Source organism: Rhizobium sp. 2MFCol3.1 (assembly GCF_000377565.1).
Taxonomy (GTDB): domain Bacteria; phylum Pseudomonadota; class Alphaproteobacteria; order Rhizobiales; family Rhizobiaceae; genus Rhizobium.
Genome location: NZ_KB898354.1, coordinates 505,775 through 524,263 on the forward strand (window position 1 = coordinate 505,775; position 18,489 = coordinate 524,263).

At 61.9% G+C, this 18,489-nt stretch carries 17 protein-coding genes and 1 tRNA gene; 13 read left to right on the top strand and 5 right to left on the bottom strand.

Annotated features, from left to right (window positions below; translation table 11 throughout):
- Positions 1–87: 87 nt before the first annotated feature.
- Entirely contained in the window at positions 88–1,047 is a 960-nt protein-coding gene (locus tag D460_RS0105390) for a helix-turn-helix domain-containing protein (protein ID WP_018897493.1), read from the bottom strand.
- A gap of 230 nt (positions 1,048–1,277) precedes the next feature.
- Between D460_RS0105390 and D460_RS0105395 the strand changes: the two genes are divergently transcribed.
- Genes D460_RS0105395 through ligD form a run of 3 tightly spaced genes read left to right on the top strand, consistent with a single transcriptional unit; the run spans position 1,278 to position 4,938 of the window.
- Positions 1,278–1,544 (top strand): hypothetical protein, encoded by a 267-nt coding sequence (locus tag D460_RS0105395; RefSeq protein ID WP_018897494.1) that lies wholly within the window; start codon positions 1,278–1,280, stop codon positions 1,542–1,544.
- 2 nt (positions 1,545–1,546) lie between these two features.
- Positions 1,547–2,404: a Ku protein gene (locus D460_RS0105400; RefSeq protein WP_018897495.1), complete on the top strand. Its 858-nt coding sequence runs from the start codon at positions 1,547–1,549 to the stop codon at positions 2,402–2,404.
- Positions 2,405–2,406: 2 nt separating this feature from the next.
- Positions 2,407–4,938, top strand: a complete 2,532-nt coding sequence (ligD, locus tag D460_RS0105405) for a DNA ligase D (RefSeq protein ID WP_018897496.1) — start codon at positions 2,407–2,409, stop codon at positions 4,936–4,938.
- Positions 4,939–4,962: 24 nt separating this feature from the next.
- Here the strand turns inward: ligD and D460_RS0105410 are convergent, their stop codons facing one another.
- On the bottom strand, positions 4,963–5,766 hold the full coding sequence (locus tag D460_RS0105410; RefSeq protein WP_018897497.1) for a Ku protein: 804 nt from the start codon (positions 5,764–5,766) through the stop codon (positions 4,963–4,965).
- A gap of 684 nt (positions 5,767–6,450) precedes the next feature.
- Between D460_RS0105410 and D460_RS0105420 the strand changes: the two genes are divergently transcribed.
- Positions 6,451–7,371 (top strand): MYG1 family protein, encoded by a 921-nt coding sequence (locus tag D460_RS0105420; protein WP_026282816.1) that lies wholly within the window; start codon positions 6,451–6,453, stop codon positions 7,369–7,371.
- A gap of 304 nt (positions 7,372–7,675) precedes the next feature.
- Complete coding sequence (locus D460_RS0105425; RefSeq protein WP_018897500.1) at positions 7,676–8,719, top strand: hypothetical protein; 1,044 nt, start codon at positions 7,676–7,678, stop codon at positions 8,717–8,719.
- A gap of 91 nt (positions 8,720–8,810) precedes the next feature.
- Here D460_RS0105425 and D460_RS0105430 read toward each other — a convergent pair.
- Positions 8,811–8,886, bottom strand: a tRNA-Ile gene (locus tag D460_RS0105430).
- Positions 8,887–9,038: 152 nt separating this feature from the next.
- On the opposite strand from D460_RS0105430, the gene D460_RS0105435 reads away from it, so the two are divergent.
- Together D460_RS0105435 and D460_RS0105440 are read left to right on the top strand one after the other, a co-directional pair.
- Entirely contained in the window at positions 9,039–9,782 is a 744-nt protein-coding gene (locus tag D460_RS0105435; RefSeq protein WP_018897501.1) for an SIMPL domain-containing protein, read from the top strand.
- Positions 9,783–10,032: 250 nt separating this feature from the next.
- The gene (locus D460_RS0105440; RefSeq protein ID WP_018897502.1) at positions 10,033–10,416 is read left to right on the top strand and encodes a hypothetical protein; all 384 of its coding nucleotides are present in this window, start codon (positions 10,033–10,035) and stop codon (positions 10,414–10,416) included.
- 370 nt (positions 10,417–10,786) lie between these two features.
- Here D460_RS0105440 and D460_RS0105445 read toward each other — a convergent pair whose 3' ends face one another.
- Positions 10,787–11,500: a GntR family transcriptional regulator gene (locus D460_RS0105445; protein WP_018897503.1), complete on the bottom strand. Its 714-nt coding sequence runs from the start codon at positions 11,498–11,500 to the stop codon at positions 10,787–10,789.
- 267 nt (positions 11,501–11,767) lie between these two features.
- On the opposite strand from D460_RS0105445, the gene D460_RS0105450 reads away from it, so the two are divergent.
- The 6 genes from D460_RS0105450 to D460_RS0105475 all read left to right on the top strand — a co-directional run bounded on the left by D460_RS0105450 (position 11,768) and on the right by D460_RS0105475 (position 17,526).
- Positions 11,768–12,856: an ABC transporter ATP-binding protein gene (locus D460_RS0105450; RefSeq protein WP_018897504.1), complete on the top strand. Its 1,089-nt coding sequence runs from the start codon at positions 11,768–11,770 to the stop codon at positions 12,854–12,856.
- Positions 12,857–12,890: 34 nt separating this feature from the next.
- Positions 12,891–14,198, top strand: a complete 1,308-nt coding sequence (locus D460_RS0105455; protein ID WP_018897505.1) for a PotD/PotF family extracellular solute-binding protein — start codon at positions 12,891–12,893, stop codon at positions 14,196–14,198.
- A gap of 244 nt (positions 14,199–14,442) precedes the next feature.
- Positions 14,443–15,357: an ABC transporter permease gene (locus D460_RS0105460; RefSeq protein ID WP_018897506.1), complete on the top strand. Its 915-nt coding sequence runs from the start codon at positions 14,443–14,445 to the stop codon at positions 15,355–15,357.
- Between the two features lies 1 nt (position 15,358).
- Positions 15,359–16,180 carry an ABC transporter permease gene (locus tag D460_RS0105465; RefSeq protein WP_018897507.1) on the top strand — a complete coding sequence of 274 codons (822 nt, stop codon included), beginning with the start codon at positions 15,359–15,361 and terminating at the stop codon, positions 16,178–16,180.
- 4 nt (positions 16,181–16,184) lie between these two features.
- Positions 16,185–16,925, top strand: coding sequence for an aspartate/glutamate racemase family protein (locus tag D460_RS0105470; RefSeq protein WP_018897508.1), 741 nt, complete (start codon positions 16,185–16,187; stop codon positions 16,923–16,925).
- Between the two features lie 109 nt (positions 16,926–17,034).
- Positions 17,035–17,526, top strand: a complete 492-nt coding sequence (locus D460_RS0105475) for a heme-degrading domain-containing protein (RefSeq protein WP_018897509.1) — start codon at positions 17,035–17,037, stop codon at positions 17,524–17,526.
- Positions 17,527–17,534: 8 nt separating this feature from the next.
- On the opposite strand, the gene D460_RS0105480 is transcribed toward D460_RS0105475, so the two are convergent.
- A complete protein-coding gene (locus tag D460_RS0105480) occupies positions 17,535–18,380 on the bottom strand; it encodes a LysR family transcriptional regulator (RefSeq protein WP_018897510.1) in 846 nt (281 codons plus the stop codon).
- Positions 18,381–18,489 lie beyond the last annotated feature (109 nt).

Sequence of the window (18,489 nt, forward strand, 5' to 3'; positions counted from 1 at the left end):
CCTTTTGTGTCGAGATACAGCGGCACCGAGCGATACCGCAGCGCACAGTGTCGCATCGCTGCTACATCAGTGCCGCCTACAACAGGATCAGTGCAGATTGAGCTTCTTCATCTTGCGATGCAGCGTGGCGCGGCTCATGCCGAGCGCGATCGCGGCCTGCGAGACGTTGCCGCTGGAGCGCGTCAGAGCCCTCAACAATGCCGCGCGTTCGGCCTCGATGAGATCCTCGTCGTCGGACATGCGGGTCTCGTGCAGGGCATCGGCGGCCGGAATGCCGGCAGCGATGCTGCGGTCGTCGAGCTTCAGCGCCAGGCGCGCGGCGCGGGTGGCGCCGAGCACGAGGTCGTGGCGATCGACGGCGAGGAGGGCGGCCGCAGGGTTGGCGCCTGCGGGCACCATCACGAAGCGCGCGCCGGCATAGGCGCTGCGGAAGAGATTGATCTCGATGCGCATGGCGGCATCGCGCACCATCTGCGCGAGAATGCCGAGCGTCATCTCGTTGACGTCGTCGCGGCAGGTGGAGATGTCGAGTGCGGCGGCGAGCTGCCCGCGATGATCGCGGATCGGTGATGTCGTGCAGCTGAGCTTGATGTTGGAGCAGAAGAAGTGCTGGTCGCGGAAAATCGAGACCGAGCGTTCGTCGGCCAGCGCCGTGCCGATGCCGTTGGTGCCGATGCTCGCTTCCGTCCAGACCGAACCGGTCCAGAGACCGAGATCGTGAAACTCCTTGTCGTCACCGATCGCGCCGCGGCGCTCCAGAGCGATGCCGTCGCGGTCGGTCAAAAGCAGGCAGCAGCCGGCTTTTCCAGCGGTGGTGAACAGGCGGTCGAGTTCGTCGGTGGCGTTGGCGATCAGCTGCTCGGACTGTTCGCGCGCCTGCTTGAACTCCTGGTCCATGAGGCGGAGCGGCGTGCGCCGCTCTTCGGGCGCCAGCTGGTGCATGGCGATGCAGCGGCGCCACGAGGCGACCACCGAAGAACTTGCCGCGGCTGAATCGCGCTGCGTGCACGTATAGACATGCTCCGCATGGGCAGAGTGTTCGTGCATCGGGGTTCCTCCCATCAAAGAGCTGCAGCTCCTACCACCACAGATCATAGACAGGAGTGTGACGAAAACTAATGTTCTTGGCAACTCGCGGCAATGTGAGCGTTCGCGGGGCTTTCACGGCGCTCATCGGACCTGTCTCAGATTTGCGACAGTTGGCCATGTCAGCCATGCGCGGAACTTTCCGGTCGCTCGCCGGTTTCTGCTCCAATCGGCAAGGGAGGCAGGTTTCGATGACGCATGTCCGCAAGACCGAGCAGAAACGCAGCCATTTCGATGCGCGCGACAGGCTGATCATCGCGCTCTACGCGCAGCTGAAGGCCGAGCGCGAGACCCGCGAGACGCTGGAGTGGGTGATCCGCCACGGCGCGCTGTCGAGCGAGGTGCTGGAGGCGATCGCCGGAGATCCGGTTCCTGTCGTCACCAGCGAGGATATCGCCTCGGTGGAGAAGATCGTGGCGCTTGATCAGCGCCGGCGCAACAAGGGGCGGGAGGAATAGAGATGGCAGCGCGGGCAAGCTGGAAGGGGCATCTGAAGGTGGGCGATATTGTCTGCGCGGTGGGGCTCTACACCGCGGTATCGGTCGCCGACCGCATCTCCTTCAACATCATCAATCGCAAGACCGGCCATCGCGTCGAGCGTCAGTTCGTCGACAGCGAGACGGGAAAGCCGGTGGAGCGCGACGACCAGGTGAAGGGCTATCGGCTGGATAGCGGGGATTATGTCATGATCGAGGGCGAGGAGCTTGCGGCGTTTGCGCCCGACAGCGACAAGCTTCTCACCGTGCAGGGCTTCGTTCCCTATGACGAGATCAACAAGCTCTATTTCGACCGGCCCTATTATCTGGCGCCGGTCAGTGAGGACGACGAAGAGGCGCTGGCGCTGATCGCGCGGGCGATGCGCGATCAGAAGGTCGCCGCACTGGGGGAGGCGGTTCTGTTTCGCAAGACGCGCACGGTGCTGATCAGGCCGCAGGACGACTGCATCGTCGCGACCACGCTGAACTACGATTACGAGGTGCGCAACGCCGAGACGGTGTTCAAAGATATTCCCGACATCAAGTTCGACAAGGAAATGATCGAGCTCGCCGGCCATATCATCGGCACCAAGAAAGGCAGCTTCAATCCCCGGGATTACGAGGATCGCTATGAGGCAGCACTTGCCGAACTCGTCCAGGCGAAGATCGAGGGCAGGGCGCTGCCCAAGCGCAAGGCCGAGTCGAAGGGCAAGGTGATCGACCTGATGGAGGCGCTGCGTGAAAGCGCGAAGATGAGCGGCAAGACGAGCGGGAAAGCGACGGGCAAGACCGCTGCCAAGAGTGCTGCGCGCGGTAACGGCGGATCGAAGAAGGCGAGCTGACGATGGCGCTCGAGACCTATCACGCCAAACGCGATTTCAAGCGGACGCCGGAGCCGCGCGGCGGCAAACGCGCCAGTGCGGCGCGCGAAAGCAACGCGCTGAGCTTCGTGATCCAGAAACACGACGCGACGCGGCTGCACTACGACTTCCGGCTGGAGATGGACGGCGTGCTGAAAAGCTGGGCGGTGACGCGCGGGCCGAGCCTCAATCCCGACGACAAGCGCCTGGCGGTGCATGTGGAGGACCACCCGATCGACTATGGCGACTTCGAGGGCATCATTCCAATGGGCGAGTATGGCGGTGGCACCGTCATCGTCTGGGATCGCGGCACATGGGCGCCGCATGGCGACATGCACAAGGCCTACAAGAAGGGCCACATGGAATTCGACCTTGATGGCGACAAGCTGAAGGGGCGCTGGCACCTGGTGCGGATGCATGGCAAGCCCGGTGAAACCCGCGAGAACTGGCTGCTGATCAAGGCCGAGGACGAGGAGGCGCGCGCCAAGGGCGATATTCTGAAGCTGCGGCCTGAATCAGCTGAGACCGGCCGGAAGATTGAAGAGGTGGCCAAGAATCCGGATGCCGCTTGGCACGCACGGCCCAAGGGGGCGGGGAGCGCAAATGGCGCCAAGGCGTCTGCTCCCAAGCCGCGGGCAGCGAAAGCCAAGGCGGCTTCTCGTCAATGGCCGGATGGCGCGGTCAAGGGTGCTCTGCCTGATTTCATCGAGCCGGCGCTTGCCAAGCTGAAGCCGAAACCGCCTGCCGGCGAGGAGTGGGTGCACGAGATCAAGTTCGACGGCTACAGGCTGCAAATCAGGATCGACCACGGCAAGGTAACGATGCTGACCCGCACGGGCCTGGACTGGACGGAGCGGTTTGGTGAGACCCTTGCGAGGGCATTTTCAGCGCTCCCGGTGCAATCGGCCTTGATCGATGGCGAAGTGGTGGTCGAGCGCGACAATGGTGCTTCGGATTTCTCCGCGCTGCAGAGCGATCTCAGCGAAGGCCGCAAGGACCGCTTCGTGTTCTACGCCTTCGACCTGCTGCATCTCGATGGGCATGACATGCGTGAAGTGTCGCTGCTCTCGCGCAAGGCGCTGCTGGAAACGCTTCTCTCGCCCGACGATCCGACGCTGCGCTACAGCAGCCATTTCACGGAGAAGGGCTCTCTGGTGCTCGACCACGCCTGCGGGCTGGGGCTGGAGGGCGTGATCTCCAAGCGCGGCGACAGCGCCTACAGCTCGGGGCGCACGGGCGAGTGGGTGAAGTCCAAATGCTCGAAACGGCAGGAGTTCGTGATCGGCGGCTTCGTGCCCTCGACGGCGACGAAGGACGCGATCGGTTCGCTGGCCATGGGCTATTACAAGGGCGGCAAGCTTCATTATGTCGGACGGGTCGGCACCGGATTTTCGGTCGCGACCGCCAAGATGCTGCACGAACGTCTTTCCGAGGACCGGCAGACGAAGGCCGCCTTCGACGATGCGCTTTCGGCCGAGGCCCGGCGCGGGCTTGTCCACGTCAAGCCGAAACTTGTGGCCGATGTGGAGTTTCAGGCATGGTCGGCGGACGGAAATCTGCGGCATGCGGCATTTCGCGGGCTGCGCGAGGACAAGGCGGCGGGGGATGTGATGCGCGAGACCGAGAAAAGCAAGGCCGAGCCGGCGCCGCAATCGAGCGTCACGCTCACCCATCCCGACCGCATCTACTGGCCGGACGAGGGTGTCACCAAGCAGGGACTTGCGGATTATTACGCGCAGGTCTGGCGCTTTATGGAGCCATTCGTGATCAACCGCCCGCTGGCGCTGCTGCGCTGCCCCGATGGCATTGCCGGGCACCAGCGCTTCTTCCAGAAGCATGCCTGGAAGGGGATGAACGCCCATATCGAGGAGATATCAGACCCAAAGGACAGGGGTGGCGAAAAGCTGCTGCGTATCAGCGATTTCGATGGGCTCGTCGCGCTCGTGCAATCGGCTGTCCTGGAGATCCACCCCTGGGGGGCGACGACCGCGAGCTTCGAGAAGCCAGACATGATCACCATGGACCTCGATCCGGCCGACGATGTCGCCTGGGCCGAGGTGATCGCGGCGGCTGAAGAGCTTAAACAGCGGCTGGAGGCGGTGGGACTTGCGGCCTTCGTCAAGACCTCCGGCGGCAAGGGTCTCCATGTGGTGACGCCGCTGAAGCCGGAGGCCGGGTGGGTGCAGGTAAAGGCTTTCGCGAAGGCGCTGGCGGACGGGATGACGAAAGATCAGCCGGACAAATATCTGGCGACCGCCACCAAGGCGAAACGCAACGGCAAGATCTTCATCGATTATCTCCGCAACGGCCGCGGCAACACCGCCGTCGCCGCCTATTCGACCCGCGCGCGGCCGGGCGCCGCTGTATCGATGCCGCTCGACTGGAGCGAGCTGACGGAGGAGATCGGCCCGGCCTATTTCACGGTCGACAACACGCCGTCGCGGATGAATTCACTGGCAAGCGATCCCTGGGCGGATTTCTTCAAGGCCGCCGCGCCGCTTGAAAAGCGCAAGTGAGGATTGCCAGAGGTTGGCCGAGAGCTAGTGCTTCGGCCGCCCGCCATCCTTGGCGATGCTCTTCTTCAGCGCGTCCATGATATTGACGACGTTGCCGGTGGATTTGACCGGCGTGCGCTTTGTTGCCGCCACGGGCTTCGGAAGGCTCTTCTGCTTGGCGCGGATCATGGCCCGGATACGCTTCTGCACGGGATCGGTGACCATCGAGGGTTTCCATTCCTCGGTGCGGTCCTTCACCAGCTTGCTCATCAGCGCCATCACCTTCTGATCCGTCTTGGCAGCAAGATCGACAGTCCCCGCCGGCTCGCGGACTTCGTCGCCGAAATGCAGCGTCCAGAGCACGATGCCCTTTCCCTGCGGCTCGAGCAGCACGGCGCGTTCGCGGCGGTAGAGCACGAGGCGTGCGATGCCGACGACATCGTTTGCCTTCATCGCCTCGCGGATGACGCAGAAGGCCTCGACGCCGACCTTGTCTTCCGGCGCCAGGAAATGCGGCTTGTCGTACCAGATCCAATCGATGGAGCCGCGCGGCACGAAGCTCGATATTTCGATGGTGCGGGTGCTCTCCAGCCCGACCTCGCTGATCTCGTCATCCTCCAGGATGACGTAGTCGTCCTCGCCACGTGGATAGCCCTTGACCTGGTCCTTGTCCGATATCGGCTTGTGTGTGACGCTATCGACATATCGGCTTTCGACGCGATTTTTGGTCTTGCGGTTCAGCACATGAAACCGCAGCTGGTTACTGTCCGTGGTCGCCGGCGTCAGCGATACCGACGCGGTCACGAGCGACAGCTTGAGATAACCCTTCCAATAGGTCTGACGCGCCATCCGATGCCGGCGCCTTGGCGCCCCTCCAAGCCGCAACGCGGCGATGCCGCTTCAACGGTCGGAATGCGGATTTTGTTCCCTCGATGCTGTCAGGCGTCCCATCTCCCTGGGGCGTCGAACATCATACGAAGGTCAGCGGATCAGCTCTAAGCGCGCCGTGAGCTTTCAGATCCAGCGGAAGGTCGCGTTGCCGCGCTTATCTACCTTGCCGAGCTCGATGGAGACCCATCGTCCGTTCGATGTGTCGGCGAGACGGACGCTCGGTTTCCCGAAAATCATTCCGAGAAAGCGTGGACAGCCGCGGATTTTTCCGCCGCCATCATCGGCTGTGAAGATGCACTGGCGAGACATGGATGTCCCGGATACTGCGATTATTCCAGTCTTAGGCATGTGTGGTTCCCGTCACTATCATGCTCCCGACACGAATAGTTGCGCGGCTTTTCCTCGATGGCAAGCCTAAAATTCACGGGTTTGTCATATTCAGAAACTTCGTATGAAAGCAAACGTTAACCTTCAACTATGTTCAAGCACATAGCCGGTGGCTGCTGGTAATACACCCAATTGGATGATGCGGTGCAGCATCAGTGGGAGAAAATGCTGCGCCTGCGGGTTGAGGTGATTTGCGCCAACAGCTATCTGGTGCCTGCATGTGCGGATGATCCGCAGACAAGAGGGCGCCGCTACATGATTCCAGAATTTCTCGTCACGCATTCCGGTGGCTTCCATGCCGACGAACTGCTCTCCACCGTCGTTCTGACCCGGCTTTTTCCCGAGGCGCGCATCACGCGCAGCCGTGCGCCGGAATGGATCACGCCCGGTCCCGACCGGATCATCTATGATGTCGGCGGCGCCTATGACGCGGACGCTGGTATCTTCGACCATCACCAGCGCGGCGCGCCGCTGCGTGACGACGGCCAGCCCTACAGCTCGTTCGGGCTGATCTGGAAGCATTTCGGGCGCGACTATCTCGCCGCATCGGGTGTTCCAGAGGCTGACATCGAGGATATCCACGCCTCCTTCGACGGCAGCTTCGTCCTGCCGATCGATCTCACCGACAATGGCGCGCTCAGCCCCTCCGGCCCGCTGGCCGGGCTGACGCTGCCGGCGCTTCTGGAAACGCTGAAGCCGGTCTTCGACGAGACCGATCCTGATGCTGACGACCGCGCATTTCACGCCGCACTCGCCATTGCCCGCAGCTTTGTCGAGGCGCGGATCGGCAAGAGTGCTGCGAAGCGCAGGGCCGAGGCGCTGGTGCACAAGGCGATCGTCGCCGCCGGCGAGAACCGTGTGCTGGAACTGCCGATGGGCATGCCCTTCCGCCCCGCGATCATCAAGGCCGGCGCCGACCACCTGCTCTTCGTCGTCCACCCACGCGACAAGGATTGGTGCGTGACCGGCATTCGCCGCGAGGAAGAGGGCTTTGCGCTGCGCGCCGACCTGCCGGCCGCATGGGCTGGCCTCACCAACGGCGACCTCGAAGCCGCCTCCGGCGTTAAAGGCGCCAGCTTCTGCCACAACGGCCGCTTCATCGCCGCCGCCAAGAGCCGCGAAGCGGCGCTGAAGATGGCGGAGATTGCGGTGGCTGAGGCGGTAGCGGACGCGTAAGGTCGGCAGCAGGACCAAGGTGGGCGGCGCGATCGATATTCGGTCGCGTCTCACTACGCGTGAAGGTAGAAATCGCCGCATCGCGACTTGGCGAGGCCGGCGCGATTGGGTAATCTGTGGCCTATCTCCGGTTGGGGATGTAGCAATCTGCAGCAACAGGCTTTCGGTTGAAGTTCAAGGCGTGGCCGCGACCATCGCGGCCTGGAATAGCTGGACGACCTTGCAGGGCAGTCCGGTCTCGCGACCACACTCAGCATAGCGTGTCATCTCATCAGTTCTTACCGCATTGTGGGAGAAGCTCTGAATGTTCACACGTCGAACAGTTTTCATCGTCGGTGCGGGCGCCAGCCGGGAAGTGAACTTTCCCGTCGGTACGGACTTGATGGTCAACATCGCCAGGAAACTCGACATCCGGTTTGACGACGGCTGGACGATGTCCAAAGGCGACAAGCGCATATCGGCGGCGGTGAAAACGATTGTGGGAGATGGGGCGGATTCCAACCCGCACTATGCAGCCGGAAGAGCCATTTCGGGCGCGATGTCGCAGGCGATCTCGATCGACAACTATCTTCATACGCACTCGAGTGATCGTCTGGTGGTTCAGATGGGCAAGCTGGGCATCGCCGCCAGCATTCTGGAGGCGGAGGCGAGCTGTCTTCTGAAGGCCGACGGATCGAAGAACGAGGCGTTCAGCTTCGAACCGATCAAGCACACATGGTTCAGCGTCTTTTTCCAGATGCTTCATGAAGGCGTGCAAAGAGAGAAGCTCGCCGGCATTTTCAAGAACGTGTCCTTCATCACCTTCAACTACGACCGGTGCATCGAGCACTATCTCGCCCATGCCATCAGCAACTACTATCGCATTCCCTTGTCCGAGGCGGAGGGGATCATCGCGCAATCCCTGCAGATCGAGCATCCCTACGGACAGGTCGGCAGGCTTCCCTGGCAACCGGCCTCGACATCCTCGATGATGGATTTCGGCCATGATTTTCACGGAGCCGACCTGCCGCATCTGGCAGAGCAGATCCGGACCTTTACCGAACGGGTCGACGATGACGACATGATGGACCGACTGCACCGGCAAATCGCAGAGGCCGAAGTCGTCGTCTATCTGGGCTTCTCCTACGGCGAAATGAACATGCAGCTGATGACCGTCAAGGAGGCTGGGCTTAGAACCGTTTTCGGAACGACCTTGGGAATCGCCGCTCCCAACAAGAAGATCATCGAGACGGATGTGCTAGTTTCGATGGGCGGCGTGGACGTGGCGACCGTGAACCGCGCCTATTATGATGATCTGACATGCGCGGAGTTCCTGAGAAGCTATGGCAAGCCGATCATGCGGGGGTAGGGAGGAGGCCGGCGTCGGAGCCGCGGATTTTTGCGGACGGCTGGAGCTTGGTTGCTAGGGTGTCAGTCAATCTATTGACAATAAATAAAAATGGTGGGCCCGGAGGGACTCGAACCCCCAACCAAGCGGTTATGAGCCGCCGGCTCTAACCATTGAGCTACAGGCCCTGGCGGCCGCTATGGCGCCTTGCAGCGGCGCAATGGTTCGCCGGTGCTCGTTGCGTCTAACGCAATTTCAGAGCGGTCACAAGTCATTGCCGCAATAGCTTCACAATCAAACGGCAAGAGGGATCGGTAAGTCACAATCGGGGAGTGAAACAATGCCATTTCCAAATACCAAAAGCTTTGCCGCCGGTCTCTTTCTCAGCCTGCCGGTGCTTGCCGCAGCCTCCATGCCGGCATTCGCGGCCGATGCGCCGCGTCAGGCGGTCATTACCGTGATCGGCGAGGGGCGGGCGACGATGGCGCCGGATATGGCGGTTCTGACCTTCTCCGTCGTCAAGCAAGAGAAGACCGCGCGCGAGGCGCTCGACAATAACAACAAGGCGATGAGCGACGTGCTCGCGGCGCTGAAGAAGGCCGGCATTGCCGAGCGCGATCTGCAGACCTCGGGCTTTTCCGTGCAGCCGCAATATCGATATCCGCAGGGGACCGACGGCCAGCAGCTGCCGCCGGAGCTCATCGGTTACCAGGTTTCCAATGCGCTGACGGTGCGGGTGCGCGATCTCTCGAAGCTCGGTGGGATCATCGATCAGTCGGTGACGCTTGGCGTCAATCAGGGCGGCGATATCCAGTTCACCAACGACAAGCCCGACAGCGCCGTCGAAGAGGCGCGCAAGAATGCGGTGGCCGATGCCATCGCGCGGGCGAAGACGCTTGCGTCCGCCGCCGGCGTCAAGCTCGGCAATGTCATCGAGATCAACGAAAACGGTCCGCGGCCGCAGCCGATGCCGGTCATGCGGGCGGCTATGATGAAGTCGGAGGCCGATTCAGCCGTGCCGATCCAGGGCGGTGAAAGCAGCTATAACATCCAGGTGAACGTTACATTCGCGATCGCCCAGTAGCGCGATCCGCCCCTTCGTTAATCTAAGTTACCAAAAGATTGCCGTTGATATTCGCTTGGATATCAACGGCTTATCTTTTTGTGGACACAGCTGTGGCGAGGCTGCGGCAGAAAAGCGCTTTATCACGCGTATATTACACGATAACATCGATCGTGTTATTCGGTCCGGCCGGGAACTTGAGTTCTGCTTTCGGCGTTAATGCGGACCGATGAGGAGGAATTGGCTTTATCCCTGCAAAGAGGAGACAGACATGTCGAATGCCTTGCCGCCACTTCACAATGGGCACGCCCCGTTCACCCTTCAAGAGCTCTTTCGCGACGCTCTTTATGCGTTTGAAGAGTGGGATGCGGAACTGACCGAACCGATCGTCACGTTCGGAGGCCGGGTCGTTCCGATCAGCAGCGTCTTCGAGGCCATGCGCCAATGCGACGACATCGTGCCGATGAATATCGTCGGCGCCGTTACCGAGCGACTGACGAAACCCTGGGAGGGCGAAGGCCCGCTGGACCAGATGACGTTTTCGACCGCCGCTCGCGTCATGGGCGTGCTGGTGCGCAAGCGCCTGCATGCGACGGGAACGCCCGATATCGTGGCCGTTGCCGCCGTTCCGGACGAACGCCGCTCGCGCGGTTGATTTTTCGATGCCGCGGTCGCTTCGGCGGCCGCGTCTCGCACTTGAGTCCTGAAGAATTGGGGCTCTTTTGGCGCTTCACTGATGCGCCATACGCGACCTAGAGCCTTTCCTGGTTAGATTGAAACATTCTGTTGGCTCAAACGGAGTCGGATGGTCGTCCGGCAGGCGCGCGTCGTAGCCAACGCATACGGCCAAGCCGGCCGGGCGATCAGGCGGCCCGTTTCAGCCAACCCCGCAGGGGCCGGGCATCTTTCCGCCAGGATCAAAGGCGATCGGCTCGACCGTACCTAGTGGTATGCCCTTCGCCAATCGCCTTTGTCCTGACGAAAACCTGCTCCGGCAGAATGCTTCAAGCTAACCAGGAAAGGCTCTAGAGGTCGAACGCTTCCTTCAGTCCCTGTCCCTTGCGCTCGCGCAGATCGAGGTCGGCCTCGATATGCGCGATGTGATGCAGCATGAGATGGCAGGCGTGGTCGAGATCCTTGGCTTCGATGGCCGACACGATGTCGCCATGCTCGTTGTGGCCGCAGCTGGATATGGTCGACTGGCCGTAGAGCGCGATGACAAGCGAGGAGCGGGCGACGAGTTCTTCCATGAAGCGCTGCATGATCGTATTGCCGGAAATGGCGGCGAGTGTCAGGTGAAAGTCGCCGGATGCCTTGATCTCGGCGCGACGGGCCGTCTGGCCGCGCTCGCTTATCAGGCGGCTTTCTTCGAGCAGCAGTTGCCGCAGGTGCTGAATTTCCGACGTCGTAATCCTGGCCGCCGCCTCGCGCAGGATGCCGGGCTCGATCAGCCGGCGGGCGGCGAAGATCTGGCGGGCCTCATCGGGCGAGGGGTAGGCCACGAAGGCGCCGCGGTTTTTCTCGACGCTGACAAGCCCCTCATAGGAGAGCGCCTGCAGGGCCGCGCGCGCCAGCGTGCGGCTGACGTTGAAGAGATTGCCGACATCGCTTTCCGACAGCTTGGTTCCCGGCGACAGGCGACGTTCGACGATCGCGTCGCGAATGGCATCGCGGATCTGCTGCGCGCCGGTTTCGGCGGGCTCGTCGGTCGTCAGAAGCGCGTTGGCTGCGGAGTTCATGAAGCGGGATGTCCTGTGATCGGCCGATGATAGCCATATTCAGCCGAAAAGTTAAACGGAATTTGCGAGCAATGCAGCGGTCAAATTGTATACGATTATTTGCGCAAATTGCAGACGAAAGCCTATTTCATGTGCAAACATATCCGAGGCTTGAATTTTAGTCATTTGTATTTTTCCGGGAAAATTTAATATTCGTAATGACTTGATGCGTTGCAGCAGAAACTGGCACGGCGAATGCATCGTATTCCTCGAACAGGGGAAGACACGATGTCGAAAGCGGCAGAGATCGATATAGCATCCGTTTCGAAGGTGTATGGCGCCACTACCGCCGTGCACGCAATCAGCCTTAAGATACCGGCTGGTTCCTATTGCTGCTTCCTGGGGCCATCTGGCTGCGGCAAGACGTCGACGCTTCGGATGATTGCCGGGCACGAGAGCATTTCGTCGGGCGATATCCGCCTCGGCAATACCGTCGTCACCGATTTCCCTCCGGCCAAGCGCGGCACGGCGATGATGTTCCAATCCTACGCGCTGTTCCCGCATCTCGACCTGATCGACAACGTCGCCTTCAGCCTGAAGATGAAGGGCGTCGAGAAGGAGGAGCGGCGCGCCAAGGCGCTGGAGATGCTGAAGCTGATGCAGATGGAGGCCTATGCCAACAGGCGTCCGGCGCAGCTTTCCGGCGGCCAGCAGCAGCGCGTGGCGCTTGCGCGCGCGCTGATTACCGATCCCGAGGCGCTGTTGCTCGACGAGCCGCTGTCGGCGCTCGATCCGTTCCTGAAAATCCGCATGCGCGCCGAGCTCAAGAAGCTGCAGAAGACGCTCGGCATCACCTTCGTGCATGTGACGCACAGCCAGGAAGAGGCGATGGCGCTCGCCGATATCATCGTCATCATGAACGACGGCAAGATCGAGCAGGCCGCCACCCCACGCAAGGTGTTCGAGGAGCCGGCGACCGCCTTCGTGGCGCGCTTCATGGGCGATCACAACGTTCTGACCGGCCGCGTGACATCCGCCAAGGACGGCGTGATCACGCTCGAGGTTCCGGAGGGGCAGAGCTTCACGGTGCGCGGCGCGGGCAGGGAGGTCGGCGAGGTCATCGACATTGGCATCCGCACCGACCGGGTGCGTCTCGCCAGCGCCACCGACAAGACGCTCGGCTTCAACGGCATCGTCTCCAATATCGAATATCGCGGCGCCTCGGTGAAGATCACCGTGGTCGGCGCGGGCAGCGATGACTTCACCGTCATTGCGTCCGACGGCGATTATTTCGCCAACCCCGCATCGGTCGGCGATGCGGTGTCCCTGAGTTGGGCCCTAGAGGACGCCGTTCTCCTTGGCCGCGTTTCGGCATGAATCTCAATTACCACAAAAACCAGAGGGAACTGACATGACTGATACAACGAAAACCACCAAGAAGGGTCTGCTCGACAAGGGCGTGTCGCGCCGTGGCCTGCTGAAGACGGGTGCCGCCGCCCTTGGTGCGGCCGCAGGCTCCGGTCTCATCACCGGTTTCCCGACCATCTGGGCGCAGTCCAACATCACGCTTCGCCAGTTCGGCACCGGCGTCTCCAACATCAACGCCATTGCCGAGCAGTGCAAGAAGGACCTCGGCATCACGCTCGAGATGACGGCGACCGATTCCGACGCCGCCGCCCAGCGCGCTGTGACGCAGCCCGATAGCTACGACATCGCCGACATCGAATACTGGATCCTGAAGAAGGTCTATCCGACCGGCGTCATCCAGCCGATGGATGTGAAGAAGCTGAAGTACTACGACAAGGTCGTTCCGCTCTTCAAGAACGGCAAGCTGAAGCCGGATAGCGTGATCGCGCAGGGCACCGCGCCGCACACGGTCGGTTATGTCGAGAGCGCGGATGCCAAGACGTTTGCCAAGGGCGAGACCGAACTCTTCACCATGATGCCGACGATCTACAATGCCGATACGCTCGGCATCCGCCCCGACCTCGTCGGCCGCGAGATCGGCAGCTGGGCCGATATCATGGACCCGAAGTTCAAGGGCAAGACCTCGATCCTCAACATCCCGTCGATCGGCATCATGGATGCCGCGATGATCATGGAAGCGCTCGGCAACATCAAATACGCCGACAAGGGCAACATGACCAAGGAAGAGATCGACAAGACGATCGAATTCCTGATCAAGGCCAAGCAGGACGGCCAGTTCCGCGCCTTCTGGAAATCGTTCGACGAGTCGGTCAACCTGATGGCATCGGGCGAAGTCGTGATCCAGTCCATGTGGTCGCCGGCTGTCGCCGCCGTCCGCTCCAAGGGCATCGCCTGCAAGTATCAGCCGCTCAAGGAAGGCTACCGTTCGTGGGGCGGCGGTCTCGGCCTTGCCTCTCACCTCAAGGGTGCCGAGCTCGATGCGGCCTATGAGTACATCAATTGGTACACCTCGGGCTGGGTCGGCGGCTACCTCAACCGCCAGGGCTACTACTCGGCCTGCATGGACACCGCCAAGGGCTTCATGACCGAGGACGAGTGGGGCTACTGGATCGAAGGCAAGGCCGCCAAGGGCGATATCCTGTCGCCAGAGGGCAAGGTCATGGAGAAGGCCGGTGCGGTTCGCGACGGCGGTTCGTTCGAAGAGCGCATGGGCCACGTCGCGTGCTGGAACTCCGTCATGGACGAGGACCGCTACATGGTTCGCCGCTGGAACGAGTTCATCGCGGCTTAAAGGCGATCTGGGATCTCCCCTTCCGTTGCGGGAGGGGAGGTTCTGCCGTGGGTTACCCCCCCTCTGTCCTGCCTGCCATCTCCCCCACAAGGAGGGAGATCGGCTCGTGGCCTGCTCCCCACCCAAGCAACGAGCGTGGAGCGAGCGGTTGCGCCCAGCCAATCTCCCCACCTGTGGGAGAGATGCCCGGCAGGGCAGAGGGGGGCACCACGCAACGCAATGCCAACTGGAAAAGGGATCAGTGATGGCGACGATCGCTTCAGCAGAGACAAACGAGACGACCGAGCGGGTGCGCAGCCCGGGCTTTCGGCTGGCGCCATGGGCGGCCTCCTATCTCCAGGCGACGCCGCTCATCCTGATCCTCGGCTTTTTCTTCATCCTGCCGATTTTGATGATCGCGGTGGTCAGCTTCTGGGATTACGACTTCGCAGGTCTCTATCCCGATTTCCTGACGATGAACTACGCCGAGACGCTCGGCTCGTGGGTCACGTGGAAGACCTATCTGAACACGCTGAAATTCACCGTCATCGTCTGGGCGCTCACCGTCTTCATCGGTTTCTGGGTCGCCTATTTCCTTGCCTTCCACATCCGCCGCACGTCGACGCAGATGATCCTGTTTCTGGTCTGCACCGTGCCGTTCATGACCTCGAACATCATCCGCATGATATCCTGGATCCCGGTGCTCGGCCGCAACGGCCTGGTCAATTCGGCGCTGATCGAGATGGGGATCATCCCACAGCCGATCGAGTGGCTGCTTTATTCCGATTTCGCCGTGGTGCTTGCCATGGTGCACCTCTACACGCTGTTCATGGTGACGCCGATCTTCAATACGCTGATGCGCATCGATCGCTCGCTGTTCGAGGCCGCGCGCGATGCCGGCGCCAGCGGCTGGCAGATCCTCTGGAATGTCGTCATTCCGCTCGCCAAGCCCGGCATCGCCATCGGCTCGATCTTCGTCGTCACGCTGGTCATGGCCGACTTCTCGACGGTGCAGGTCATGTCCGGCGGGCAGAGCGCCTCGGTGGCGCTGATGATGAAGAACCAGATGTCGCTGCTGCAGTATCCGGCCGCCGCCGCCAATGCCGTCGTGCTTCTGATCGTCGTGCTGATGATGGTCGCCGCCATCCTGCGCGTCGTCGATATCCGCAAGGAGCTTTGAGATGAGCCACGAAAAGCGCACCCTCGAATTCTACGTCCTCGCCGCCTTCTTCATCGTCTTCGTGCTGTTCCTCTACGGCCCGCTGTCGGCGATCCTCATCCTCTCCTTCCAGGGGCCGGATGGCGGCCTGACGTTCCCGCTCAATGGCGTCTCGGTCCACTGGTTCTTCAACCTGTTCGAAAAGCAGGCGGTGGGTGACTTCGGAGCCTCGTTCCGCCGGTCCTTCTCGCTCGGCCTGATGGTCATGGTCGTCACCGTCGTGGTGTCGCTGCTCGCGGGCCTTGCCTTCCGCCGCCGCTTCCGTGGCGCCACCTTGCTGTTTTACGCGACGGTCGCCAGCCTCGTGGTGCCGTCGATCATCATCTCGCTCGGCATCGGCGTGGTGTTCCAGCAGGGCGGCTTGAAGCCGGCATGGTATTCGTCGGCCTTCGGCGCCCATTTGACATGGACGCTGCCCTTCGGCGTGCTGATCATGTTCGCCGTCTTCAACCGCTTCTCGCCTGCTTACGAAGAGGCGGCACGCGATCTCGGGGCGACGTCGTGGCAGACCTTCTTGCATGTCGTGCTGCCGATGATCGCGCCCAGCCTGATCGGCGTCGGCCTGTTCGGCTTCACGCTCTCCTATGACGAATTCGCCCGCACACTGATGACATCAGGCAGCTACAACACGCTGCCGCTGGAGATCTACGGGATGACGACCAACGTGACGACGCCGGTGCTCTACGCGCTCGGTACGGTGACGACGCTGTTTTCCTTCACCATCATTCTCGTCGCGCTCGGCATCATGATGATGCTGCGCGGACGCCAGGCAAAGACAAGCTGATCTCATGCGCATTCTGATCGTCAATCCGAACACGACATCAAGCATGACCGAGAAGGCAGCGACCGCCGCACGGCTCGTTGCCGCCACCGGCACCGAGATCATCGCCGCCACCTCGCGAATGGGGCCGGTATCGATCGAGGGGCATTATGATGGGGCGCTCGCCATTCCCGGCCTGCTGACGGAACTGAAGGAGCGGGCAGGGACCTATGACGCGGCCGTCATCGCCTGCTTCGATGATACGGGGCTGGAGGCGGCCCGCAGTTTCGCCGACGTGCCGGTGCTCGGGCTTTGCGAATCCGCCGTCGCCACCGCCGGCTTTCTGGCGCAGCGCTTCACCGTGGTGACGACGCTGGAGCGCTCGCGGGTGCTGATCGACAATCTCGTGCGCCGCTATGGCATGGGCGACCGGGCGAAGGTCCGCGCTTCTGACATTCCGGTGCTGGAGCTTGAGGACGAGGCGTCGGGCGCGATCGGCAAGCTGCGGGCCGAGATCGAGCGGGCGCTTGAGGAGGATGGCGCCGAGGCTATCGTGCTCGGCTGTGCGGGGATGACCGATCTGGCGCGAGAGCTGCAGGAGATCTACGGCGTGCCCGTCGTCGATGGCGTGGCGGCGGCGGTCAAGCAAGCCGAGGCGCTGGTGTCGCTGGGCCTCTCGACCAGCAAGCGCGGCTCCTATGCGGCGCCGCTTGCCAAGCCGTTTCTCGGCGAGATGAGCCGTTTCGCACCGATGCAGGCAGCGGGCTGAGGCCTGTCCTTAAACCGCCGCCTCACACAGCGTATCACCACGATTCCGCTTTACTTTTTCGCTCTCCTGACGATGCTCAGCAAAAAGCATTTAAGGAGAGGAAGTAGACATGACCATGCCGGACGACGACCTTGCGCGCATTGCCGAACAGGAAAAGGTGCTGAGCTTCGACAGTTTCGATCTGTCGACCGCGTGGCAACTGGGCAAGCTGCTGCAGGAGCTGGGTTCGGAGCGTGGCCTGGGTATCGCGATCGATATCAACCTGCATTCGATGCCGGTCTTCTATGTGGCACTTCCCGGCGTGACGCCCGACAACGTCCAATGGGTGCGCCGCAAGCGCAATCTGGTGCTGCGCTATTTCCGCAGCAGCTATGCCATCGGCCTCGACCTGAAGGCCAAGGGGAAGACGGTTGCGGATAACGGCCTGTCGGACGCCGACTACGCGCCGCACGGCGGCAGCTTCCCGATCAACGTCAAGGGCACGGGCTGCATCGGCTCGGTGACCGTCTCCGGCCTGCCGCAGCGCGACGACCACAATCTCGTCGTCGAGGCGCTGGCACTGATGCTGGCCAAGGATCTGGACGCGCTGCGTCTGGCCTAATCGGACGGTCAATCGGCCAGGTGCGCGATCGCGAGATCGACGAAAGCCCTGAGACGCCCGAGCGTGCGCAGGTCTCGGTGGTATCCCATCCATAGCTGCCGGCTGGGCGGAGCTTCGCCGAGATTGATCCGGCGCAGCCCCGGCATCGCATCGCCGATCGCTTGCGGCAGAACGGCGACACCGATGCCGCGGGCGCACATGGTTGCCTGGATGGTGCGGCTGTTGGAGCGAAGCACCACGTTGGCGTTTGGCAACCTCTGCCTCAGCCAGCTTTGCTGCGCAGTGGTCTGCGCGGAGGGATCCTCGATGATGCCGGTGATCTCGCCATCATTTCCCAGGAGGTCGCTGCCCTCGGCGCCATAGACGGAGAAGTGCTGTGTCGCGATGCGGCGCTGGACGACATCGGGTTCGTCGAATGGCACGACGCGGAAGGCGAGATCTGCTTCCCGGTGCGTCAGGCTGAAGAGTCTCGTTTCCGTCAAGAGTTCGACTCCAACCATCGGGTGGGCGCTGGCGAAGGCTTCGAGGACTGGCGGCAGGATCCATGTGCCGAGCCAGTCGGAGGAGGAAATCTTCAGGGTGCCGTCGAGCGGCTGGTCCTTACCGGCAAGCCGGCGCGCCATGGTCAACGCGTTTTCCTCGATCTGCTCCGCCAGCGGCAGGATCGATTTTCCCTCGTCGGTCAGCAGCAAGCCTTCATTGGTGCGCAGGAAGAGCTTCTGGCCCAGCGCATCCTCGAGCGCCTGCAGCCGCCGGCCGATCGTGGGATGGCTGAGCTTGAGCGATCGGGCGGCGGCGCCAAGCGTGCCGGTCCGCGTGATCGCAAGAAAGATGCGGACGTCATTCCAATCCATGAGGAGGCTCCGGGGGCTGTCAGCGGACTGTAGGCTAACAAATTTGAACGGGTGATGCACTGATTTGTCGAATTACGCATATTTTTGATCGGTGCGATAGTCGCGACGA

Coding starts and splice junctions, on each gene's coding strand:
- D460_RS0105465 (WP_018897507.1), top strand. CDS start 15,359: ATGAGCCACGAAAAGCGCACCCTCGAATTCTACGTCCTCGCCGCCTTC.
- D460_RS0105435 (WP_018897501.1), top strand. CDS start 9,039: ATGCCATTTCCAAATACCAAAAGCTTTGCCGCCGGTCTCTTTCTCAGC.
- ligD (WP_018897496.1), top strand. CDS start 2,407: ATGGCGCTCGAGACCTATCACGCCAAACGCGATTTCAAGCGGACGCCG.
- D460_RS0105390 (WP_018897493.1), bottom strand. CDS start 1,047: ATGCACGAACACTCTGCCCATGCGGAGCATGTCTATACGTGCACGCAG.
- D460_RS0105410 (WP_018897497.1), bottom strand. CDS start 5,766: ATGGCGCGTCAGACCTATTGGAAGGGTTATCTCAAGCTGTCGCTCGTG.
- D460_RS0105460 (WP_018897506.1), top strand. CDS start 14,443: ATGGCGACGATCGCTTCAGCAGAGACAAACGAGACGACCGAGCGGGTG.
- D460_RS0105445 (WP_018897503.1), bottom strand. CDS start 11,500: ATGAACTCCGCAGCCAACGCGCTTCTGACGACCGACGAGCCCGCCGAA.
- D460_RS0105480 (WP_018897510.1), bottom strand. CDS start 18,380: ATGGATTGGAATGACGTCCGCATCTTTCTTGCGATCACGCGGACCGGC.
- D460_RS0105420 (WP_026282816.1), top strand. CDS start 6,451: ATGATTCCAGAATTTCTCGTCACGCATTCCGGTGGCTTCCATGCCGAC.
- D460_RS0105440 (WP_018897502.1), top strand. CDS start 10,033: ATGTCGAATGCCTTGCCGCCACTTCACAATGGGCACGCCCCGTTCACC.
- D460_RS0105395 (WP_018897494.1), top strand. CDS start 1,278: ATGACGCATGTCCGCAAGACCGAGCAGAAACGCAGCCATTTCGATGCG.
- D460_RS0105475 (WP_018897509.1), top strand. CDS start 17,035: ATGACCATGCCGGACGACGACCTTGCGCGCATTGCCGAACAGGAAAAG.
- D460_RS0105450 (WP_018897504.1), top strand. CDS start 11,768: ATGTCGAAAGCGGCAGAGATCGATATAGCATCCGTTTCGAAGGTGTAT.
- D460_RS0105470 (WP_018897508.1), top strand. CDS start 16,185: ATGCGCATTCTGATCGTCAATCCGAACACGACATCAAGCATGACCGAG.
- D460_RS0105455 (WP_018897505.1), top strand. CDS start 12,891: ATGACTGATACAACGAAAACCACCAAGAAGGGTCTGCTCGACAAGGGC.
- D460_RS0105425 (WP_018897500.1), top strand. CDS start 7,676: ATGTTCACACGTCGAACAGTTTTCATCGTCGGTGCGGGCGCCAGCCGG.
- D460_RS0105400 (WP_018897495.1), top strand. CDS start 1,547: ATGGCAGCGCGGGCAAGCTGGAAGGGGCATCTGAAGGTGGGCGATATT.